The organism is Brevundimonas sp. (assembly GCF_036399195.1).
In the GTDB taxonomy this organism is placed as follows: domain Bacteria; phylum Pseudomonadota; class Alphaproteobacteria; order Caulobacterales; family Caulobacteraceae; genus Brevundimonas.
Genome location: NZ_DASWNO010000286.1, coordinates 1 through 3,971, shown reverse-complemented (window position 1 = coordinate 3,971; position 3,971 = coordinate 1). Strand labels below are relative to the sequence as shown.

4 protein-coding genes and 1 pseudogene are annotated in these 3,971 nt (G+C 67.6%); all 5 read left to right on the top strand.

Annotated elements, in window-relative coordinates; all coding sequences use genetic code 11:
* Positions 1–267 (top strand): annotated as a pseudogene (locus tag VGB60_RS12515) (DNA helicase II); the annotation flags it as partial.
* Positions 268–408: 141 nt separating this feature from the next.
* Entirely contained in the window at positions 409–738 is a 330-nt protein-coding gene (locus tag VGB60_RS12510) for a hypothetical protein (RefSeq protein WP_331038580.1), read from the top strand.
* Entirely contained in the window at positions 735–1,013 is a 279-nt protein-coding gene (locus tag VGB60_RS12505; protein WP_331038579.1) for a type II toxin-antitoxin system RelE/ParE family toxin, read from the top strand. Before VGB60_RS12510 ends, VGB60_RS12505 begins: the two co-directional genes overlap by 4 nt.
* A gap of 46 nt (positions 1,014–1,059) precedes the next feature.
* Complete coding sequence (locus VGB60_RS12500) at positions 1,060–2,412, top strand: O-antigen ligase (RefSeq protein WP_331038578.1); 1,353 nt, start codon at positions 1,060–1,062, stop codon at positions 2,410–2,412.
* On the top strand, positions 2,378–3,971 hold a 1,594-nt coding region (locus VGB60_RS12495; RefSeq protein ID WP_331038577.1), incomplete at its 3' end, for a DNA topoisomerase IV subunit B. The genes VGB60_RS12500 and VGB60_RS12495, both read left to right, overlap by 35 nt.

Genomic DNA, 3,971 nt, shown 5'->3' with positions numbered 1-3,971 from the left:
TCGCCCGGCTGGAAGCGGGCCCAGTCGTTCACCGCCGGACGGGCGCCGGACGCGAAATCGGCGCGCCATACGCTGATCGAGGGGGACGGGCGGCTGTTGGCCACGGCCGATCCGAAGGCCGGCGGCGCTTGGGCCAAGGGCGAACGCGTGTTCCACCAGAAGTTCGGGTACGGCCATGTGGTCGGCATCGAGGGCAACAAGCTGACGGTGGCGTTCGACAAGGCGGGCGAGAAGAAGGTGATCGATACGTTCGTGGAGAAGGCTTGAGGGAAGCTCGGGTGCGCTGACCATTCCGGCACGGCTTGCCACCAGTCGCATTCAGAGGGGCGGGAGGGCCGACACGCACCAAGCACTATTTCAGATTGCATCCGCTAGCCTCCTCAACGACCTTGTGCGACACTGGCGGCCATGGCGACCTTCACCCTCGATCTGGACGACGAAACACGCCAAAAGCTCGCTGCCGCCGCCAAGCGGATTGGCCTGACCCCGGAGCGTCTCGCCGAGGTGACGCTGGCGTCGCTGTTGCTCAATGGCGATGACCTTCGGAGGTCGGAGAGAAAGGCGGTAGGCCTCAGTGAGCCGACGCGGGCCTGGACAGGCGAGACGCAAGAAACCGGCGTCAAGGACGACCAACTCGCGTCATCCGTAGATTACGCCGGCCCATTCGTCGATCTCGACGAAGCGCTCGATGTCTTCAGCACCGAGTTAAACCGTCGGCGGCGGAGTTCGACCGGTTGAAGGTCGTACTGAGCCGACGGGCGAACCTGGACCTGATGGCCCAGATCGATTGGCTGGCTGCACTATCGTCTGCCGGATCACTGAAAGCAGAAGCCGCCATACGCGATCATCTGAAGATGCTGGCGGTGTTCCCGTCGGTTGGCAGGGCGATCAATCGTGAGGAACGCAAGCTCGTGGTTCCCTTCGGCCGCGACGGCTTTGTCGCTATCTACAGGATCGACCCGGATCAGGTGGTCGTTGGGCGCATTCTTCACAGCCGACAGGATCGCGGCTGAGCCCCGCCCCAACCCTTCGTTAAGCCGCATCAACCACCCTGCTCCGGTGCGCGAATCCAGTCCGACCGACGTCCTGACCGATCCCGCCCCCCACCTGTGGGAGCGGGCGATCTGCGGCGTCATCGTCGCAATGATGACCGGAGCCCTGATCGGGCCTGTTTTCGCACCGCTGCAGGAAGAGACGCCGGTGCTGCGGCTGGTGTGGCTGCCGGCCTATGCGGCCATTGCGGGGCTGCTGCTGTACCGGGTCGACCGTCTGTGGCGGGCATGGCCGGCGATGCTGGTGATCGCGGCGCTGGTCGGCCTGGCCTTCGCCTCGCGCTACTGGTCGATCGACTTCGCCACCACCATGCGGCGGGTGATCGCCCTGGCCATCAGTTGCGGTTTCGCCCTCTATCTCGGCGCGGTGTTCCGAGGGCCCCACCTGCCCCGGCTGCTGATGCACACGGCGCTGTTCATGGCGATCGGCAGTCTGGTGATGGTGTTCGCCTTCCCCGCCATCGGCGTGCATCAGTACGACAACGCCGGCCTGTGGCGCGGCCTGTGGTACGAGAAGAACCAGATGGGGGCGGTGATGGTGATCGGGGCGACGGCGTCCGCCGCCTGCCTCGCCTCGCCTGATCCGCGCAAGCTCATGCCGGCGATCGCCCTGCTGCTGTCGTCGTTGCTGGTGCTGGCCACGCAGTCGAAGACCTCGCTGCTGTGCCTGCTGGTCGGGCTGGCCGTCGTCGGCGGTTTCTGGACCATGCGGCGCGGCGGGGCGGCCTTCACGGTGGCGGCTGTCTGGGCGGCGGTGGTGCTGGCGGGCGCGGGCGTGTGGCTGTGGGAGTCGCATTCGGTCGCGGTGCTCGAGGCGCTGGGCAAGGATCCGTCCCTCACGGGCCGCACCGATATCTGGGACAGCCTGATGCGCAAGGTCGCCGACCGGCCGTGGACCGGTTACGGCTACGGCGCCTTCTGGGGCCGTATCGGCGAGTCCGTCCCGGCCGACTGGGTGCGCAAGGAGACCGGCTGGATCGTGCCGTCGGCGCACAACGGCTGGATCGACCTGCTGGTGCAGCTGGGCTGGCCGGGCGCGTTTCTGGTGGGCGCCTTGATGCTGGCGACCCTCGTCGTGACCGTGCTGCGCAGCGCCGGCTCCGGCATGCGGGAGGGTTGGTGGTCGCTGGGCTTCTTCGCGGCCTTCTTCATCCTCAGCCTGTCGGAATCGATCCTGATGGCCCATCAGGGGCTGCCGTGGGTGCTGTTCATCGCGGTGCTGACCCGAGCGATGCTGCCGTCCCCGGTCGCAAGCGCCGCGCCGCTTGTGGAGAAGAGCCGCGGGGCCTACCAGACCGGTCCCCGAATCGCAGCACAGTACCGCTATGGGTCCCAACGCCGCGCCATCCCTGTTCGATGACCTCCCCGAGCCGCAAGGCCCGGCGACCCCGCTCGCCGCGCCCGATCCGGCCCTGACGCCGCAGGCCGCCGCCCCGAAGCCCGAGCCGGTCACCCCTGCAAGACTCGCGGAGCACGCAGCGCACGCCCCCCTGGCGGCGGCCACCGGCTATTCGGCCTCATCGATCGAGGTGCTGGAAGGGCTGGAGCCGGTCCGGAAGCGTCCGGGCATGTATATCGGCGGCACCGACGAGCGCGCCCTGCACCACCTGTTCGCCGAGGTGCTGGACAACGCCATGGACGAGGCCGTGGCCCGCCATGCGAAGCTGATCACCGTCGATCTCGACGCCGATGGCTGGCTGTCGGTCAAGGACGACGGCCGCGGCATCCCGGTGGACCCCCACCCCAAACACCCGGGCAAATCGGCGCTGGAAGTCGTGATGACGGTGTTGCACTCGGGCGGCAAGTTCTCTGGAAAAGCCTATGAAACGTCAGGGGGTTTGCACGGCGTCGGCGTCAGCGTCGTCAACGCCTTGAGCGAACGTCTCGACGTCACCGTCTGGCGCGACGGCTTCGAGTGGAAGCAGTCGTTCTCGCGCGGCCTGCCGCTGGGCTCGATCGTCCAGGTGCAGCCTTCGAAGAAGAAGGGCACCCTGATCCGGTTCAGGGCGGACGAGGAAATCTTCGGGGTCGGCGCGGCGTTCAAGCCCGCCCGCCTGTTCCGCATGGCCCGGTCCAAGGCTTATCTGTTCCGCGGCGTCGAGATCCGCTGGACCTGTGCGGCCGAGCGGATCACCGATCACACCCCGACCGAGGCCGTTTTCCACTTCCCCAACGGCTTGGCCGACGCCCTGACCGAGCGGATCGGCGAGCTGGAGACGGTGACGCCCGCCTTCGCGGGCCGGGTCGAGCGCAAGGGCGAGGCCGGCGCGGTCGAATGGGCGGTGACATGGTCGCCGATCGGCTTCGGCGAGGCCGACGGCTTCGTCAGCTCCTACTGCAATACGGTGTCCACCCCGGACGGCGGCACGCACGAGGCGGGCTTCCGCGCGGCGCTGGTCAAGGGGCTGAAAGCCTATGGCGAGCTGACCAACGAGAAGCGCGCCGGCCTGATCACGGCCGAGGACGTGATCGCCAACGCCGGGGCCATGATCTCGGTCTTCATTCGCAATCCCGAGTTCCAGGGTCAGACCAAAGACCGACTGTCCTCGCCCGACGCCCAGAGGCTGGTCGAGCAGCTGATGCGTGATCCGCTGGACCACTGGCTGACTGAAAGTCCTAAGCAGGCCAACAGCTTGCTGGGGTTTGTTATCGAGCGCGCCGAGGATCGCCTGAAGCGGCGCAAGGACAAGGAGGTCCAGCGGGCGCAGGCGACGCGCAAGCTGCGACTGCCCGGCAAGCTGTCTGACTGCTCGCGCCAGACCGCCGAGGGGACCGAGCTGTTCATCGTCGAGGGCGACTCGGCCGGCGGCTCGGCCAAGCAGGCGCGCGACCGCACGACCCAGGCCATCCTGCCCCTGCGCGGCAAGATCCTGAACGTGGCCTCGGCCACCGCCGACAAGCTGCGCGCCAACATCGAAC

What these genes read in the sequence shown, in the direction of transcription:
- VGB60_RS12510 (WP_331038580.1), top strand. Translation starts at nt 409, where the DNA reads ATGGCGACCTTCACCCTCGATCTGGACGACGAAACACGCCAAAAGCTC.